General features: G+C 40.3%; 1 protein-coding gene. It reads left to right on the top strand.

Translation table 11 applies throughout. The features are described from left to right. Positions 1-467 precede the first annotated feature (467 nt). Positions 468-4,250: beta strand repeat-containing protein (locus ACM55I_RS16230; RefSeq protein WP_416847884.1), on the top strand; the 3,783-nt coding region annotated here is incomplete at its 3' end.

The following is a 4,250-nucleotide window of genomic DNA, read 5'->3' as shown; positions in this document are numbered from 1 at the left end:
GAGGTTTAAAAACTGGCTGCATAATCGCTGATTTTGGTACTTAAAAATACGAAGAATCAAAGTAATAAACAAAAAAAACTGCCCGAAAATTACTTTTCGGACAGCCTCTTTTTTTATGGTATGAAATTTTGATCAATTTAAATTAAAGGAAGTAATTAAAGTGAATTTATTTTTTGATTAGCCTCTTTTATTTCATCTAAATAAGTAAAATGTGTAGTTAGTAGTTTTTTTTATTCCTTTAATCGAAAATGTATTAAAAATAAGATTAATGTCTTCTTAATTATATAAATTAGTATTTAAGTTGATGAATTTTAGTTGATTATATAAATATTTTCTGTTAAATAATATTTATTATAAAAAGAGTTCAGCTAAAATAAATTAAAAAAATAGAAACCCCATTCTATTGATTTTGCATTTTATAGTTAGGCATATAGTATTCGTTATTTTATTATTTTAAATCAATAAATATGAAAACATTTCTACGTAAATCAGCATTTTTAACTATTGTTCTTTTTATTGCAAATATGTTTTTTGCTAGTGGAGCTTTTGGGCAGATACTAACTTCAGACCAACCCGATTATGCACCGGGAACTACTGCTACCTTTACAGGGAGTGGTTTTCAACCAGGAGAACAAGTTACTGTAATTGTACTTCATTATGATGGTACTTCAGATGGAGGCTTAGATCATCAACCTTGGGAAGTGACTGCTGATGCCGATGGTAATTTTGTAACGACATGGCATGTTTGTGAAGATGATTGCGTAGGCTCTACCTTAAGAGCCACTGCGGATGGGATAACGAGTGGTTTGCACGCGGATGTAGTGTTTACGGATGCGCTTAGAACTGACACATATCCATCTTCATTCGGTACCTTTTCAGGAGGTTCAATATATTGTCTGAATGCTACTGCATCAAATCTTAACGTAAGCTGGACTACTACACTATGTAATGGCACTTTAAATGGTAGTAATACAAATATTCCCATCACAATAACATGGTATAAAAATGCTTCAAATTTAACTTCTGGTGGAACCCCAGTTCAAGCAAGTAGTGGCGTAACTGCATCAACAACCTCTTCAACTTATTCTCCACCTACGACTGTAGCTGGAACATTATATTATTATGTTATTGTTTCCTGGTCTGCGGGTGCTAATTGTGCTCTGGCAGGTAGTATTACAACAAGTGGAACACAACTGGTAACAGTAAATGCCAACAATTCGGTAAGTCTTACGTCAGCGGTAGGTACTAATGCCCAGACACCTTGTATCAATACAGCCATAACAAACATCACTTATAATACGACTGGAGCTACCGGAGCAACTTTCAGTGGATTACCTGCCGGCGTATCAGGCAACTGGTCTGCCAATGTGGTAACGATAAGTGGCACACCAACAGCATCAGGAAATAACATTTATACAGTAACCTTAACGGGAGGTTGTGGCGCAATAACAACGACAGGTACAATAAACGTATCGGCGAATACAATAAGTCTTTCGTCAGCAGCAGGTACTAATGCCCAGATACCTTGTATCAATACAGCCATAACAAACATCACTTATAATACAACAGGAGCTACCGGAGCAACCTTCAGTGGATTACCTGCAGGCGTATCAGGGAACTGGTCTGCCAATGTGGTAACGATAAGTGGCACACCAACAGCATCAGGAAATAACAGTTATACAGTAACCTTAACGGGAGGTTGTGGCACAATAACAGCGACAGGTACAATAAACGTATCGGCAAACAACACGATAAGTCTTTCGTCTACAGCAGGTACTAATACCCAGACACCTTGTATCAATACAGCCATAACAAACATCACTTATAATACAACAGGAGCCACCGGAGCAACCTTTAGTGGATTACCTACAGGGGTATCAGGGAACTGGTCTGCCAATGTGGTAACGATAAGCGGCACACCAACAGCATCAGGAAATAACAGTTACACAGTAACCTTAACAGGAGGTTGTGGCACAATAACAGCGACAGGTACAATAAACGTATCGGCGAACAACACGATAAGTCTTTCGTCTACAGCAGGTACTAATACCCAGACACCTTGTATCAATACAGCCATAACAAACATCACTTATAATACAACAGGAGCAACTGGAGCAACCTTCAGTGGATTACCTGCAGGTGTATTAGGCAACTGGTCTGCCAATGTGGTAACGATAAGTGGCACACCAACAGCATCAGGAAATAACAGTTACACAGTAACCTTAACAGGAGGTTGTGGCACAATAACAGGGACAGGCACAATAAACGTAAGGTCGAACAACACGATAAGTCTTTCGTCAGCAGCAGGTACTAATGCCCAGACACCTTGTATCAATACAGCCATAACAAACATCACTTATAATACGACAGGAGCTACCGGAGCAACCTTCAATGGATTACCTGCAGGTGTATCAGGCAACTGGTCTGCCAATGTGGTAACGATAAGTGGCATACCAACAGCATCAGGAAATAGCAGTTATACAGTAACCTTAACAGGAGGTTGTGGCACAATAACAGCGACAGGTACAATAAACGTATCGGCGAACAACACGATAAGTCTTTCGTCAGCATCAGGTACTAATACCCAGACACCTTGTATCAATACAGCCATAACAAACATCACTTATAATACGACAGGAGCTACCGGAGCAACCTTCAGTGGATTACCTGCAGGCGTATCAGGCAACTGGTCTGCCAATGTGGTAACGATAAGTGGCACACCAACAGCATCAGGAAATAACAGTTATACAGTAACCTTAACAGGAGGTTGTGGCACAATAACAGCGACAGGTACAATAAACGTATCGGCGAACAACACGATAAGTCTTTCGTCTACAGCAGGTACTAATACCCAGACACCTTGTATCAATACAACCATAACAAACATCACTTATAATACGACAGGAGCAACCGGAGCAACCTTCAGTGGATTACCTGCAGGTGTATCAGGCAACTGGTCTGCCAATGTGGTAACGATAAGTGGCACACCAACAGCATCAGGAAATAACAGTTATACAGTAACCTTAACAGGAGGTTGTGGCACAATAACAGCGACAGGTACAATAAACGTAAGGTCGAACAACACGATAAGTCTTTCGTCAGCAGCAGGTACTAATACCCAGACACCTTGTATCAATACAGCCATAACAAACATCACTTATAATACGACAGGAGCTACCGGAGCAACTTTTAGTGGATTACCTGCAGGTGTATCAGGCAACTGGTCTGCCAATGTGGTAACGATAAGTGGCACACCAACAGCATCAGGAAATAACAGTTACACAGTAAGTTTAACAGGAGGTTGTGGCACAATAACAGAGACAGGTACAATAAACGTAAGGTCGAACAACACGATAAGTCTTTCGTCAGCAGCAAGTACTAATTCCCAGACACCTTGTGTCAATACAGCCATAACAAACATCACTTATAATACGACAGGAGCAACTGGAGCAACCTTCAGTGGATTACCTGCAGGTGTATCAGGCAACTGGTCTGCCAATGTGGTAACGATAAGTGGCACACCTACAGCATCAGGAAATAACAGTTACACAGTAACCTTAACAGGAGGTTGTGGTATAATAACAACGACAGGTACCTTAACGGTTCGTTCCACACCAACTGCAACAATTGCAATTAATGGAACTAATCCTATTTGTTCAGGCTCTACTTCTTCAATAAAATTTACTGGTCCTAATAACGGAATAGCAACTTATAATATTAATGGAGGTGGAGATCTCACGGCGACTCTTAACAATGGAGGAAACTTTATTTTAACTACTGCAGCTCTTTCCTCAACAACAACATATAATCTGGTAAGTGTAAAATATGGCGATGCACCTGATTGCAGCGCATCTGCAAGTGGAAGTGTAGCGATAACAGTGAATCAGCCACCAATAATAACCTGTCCGGCAAATATTATTGTTAACACTGACCCCGGATTTTGTAGTGCAGTTGTGAATTTTACAGGATTGAATGCAGCTACAGCAACAGGTACACCAACACCAATCATAACCTATTCTCCTGCTTCAGGAACAGCATTTGCTAAAGGAAGAACAACAGTAACTGCAACTGCAACAAATTCATGTGGTATTGTAAGCTGTACTTTTACAGTAACAGTAAAAGATACAAAGGTTCCAACAATCACTGCACCAACTGCAACAACAGGGACAACCAATGTGGCGTGTACTTCCACCAATGTGGTTCTTGGAACGCCAGTAACTGCGGATAATTGTCACGTAGCTTCGGTAACC

It is taken from the genome of Flavobacterium algoris, from assembly GCF_048158525.1.
In the GTDB taxonomy this organism is placed as follows: domain Bacteria; phylum Bacteroidota; class Bacteroidia; order Flavobacteriales; family Flavobacteriaceae; genus Flavobacterium; species Flavobacterium algoris.
The sequence above is the reverse complement of the archived record's forward strand: the minus strand, read 5'-3'. Positions and strand labels throughout refer to the sequence as shown.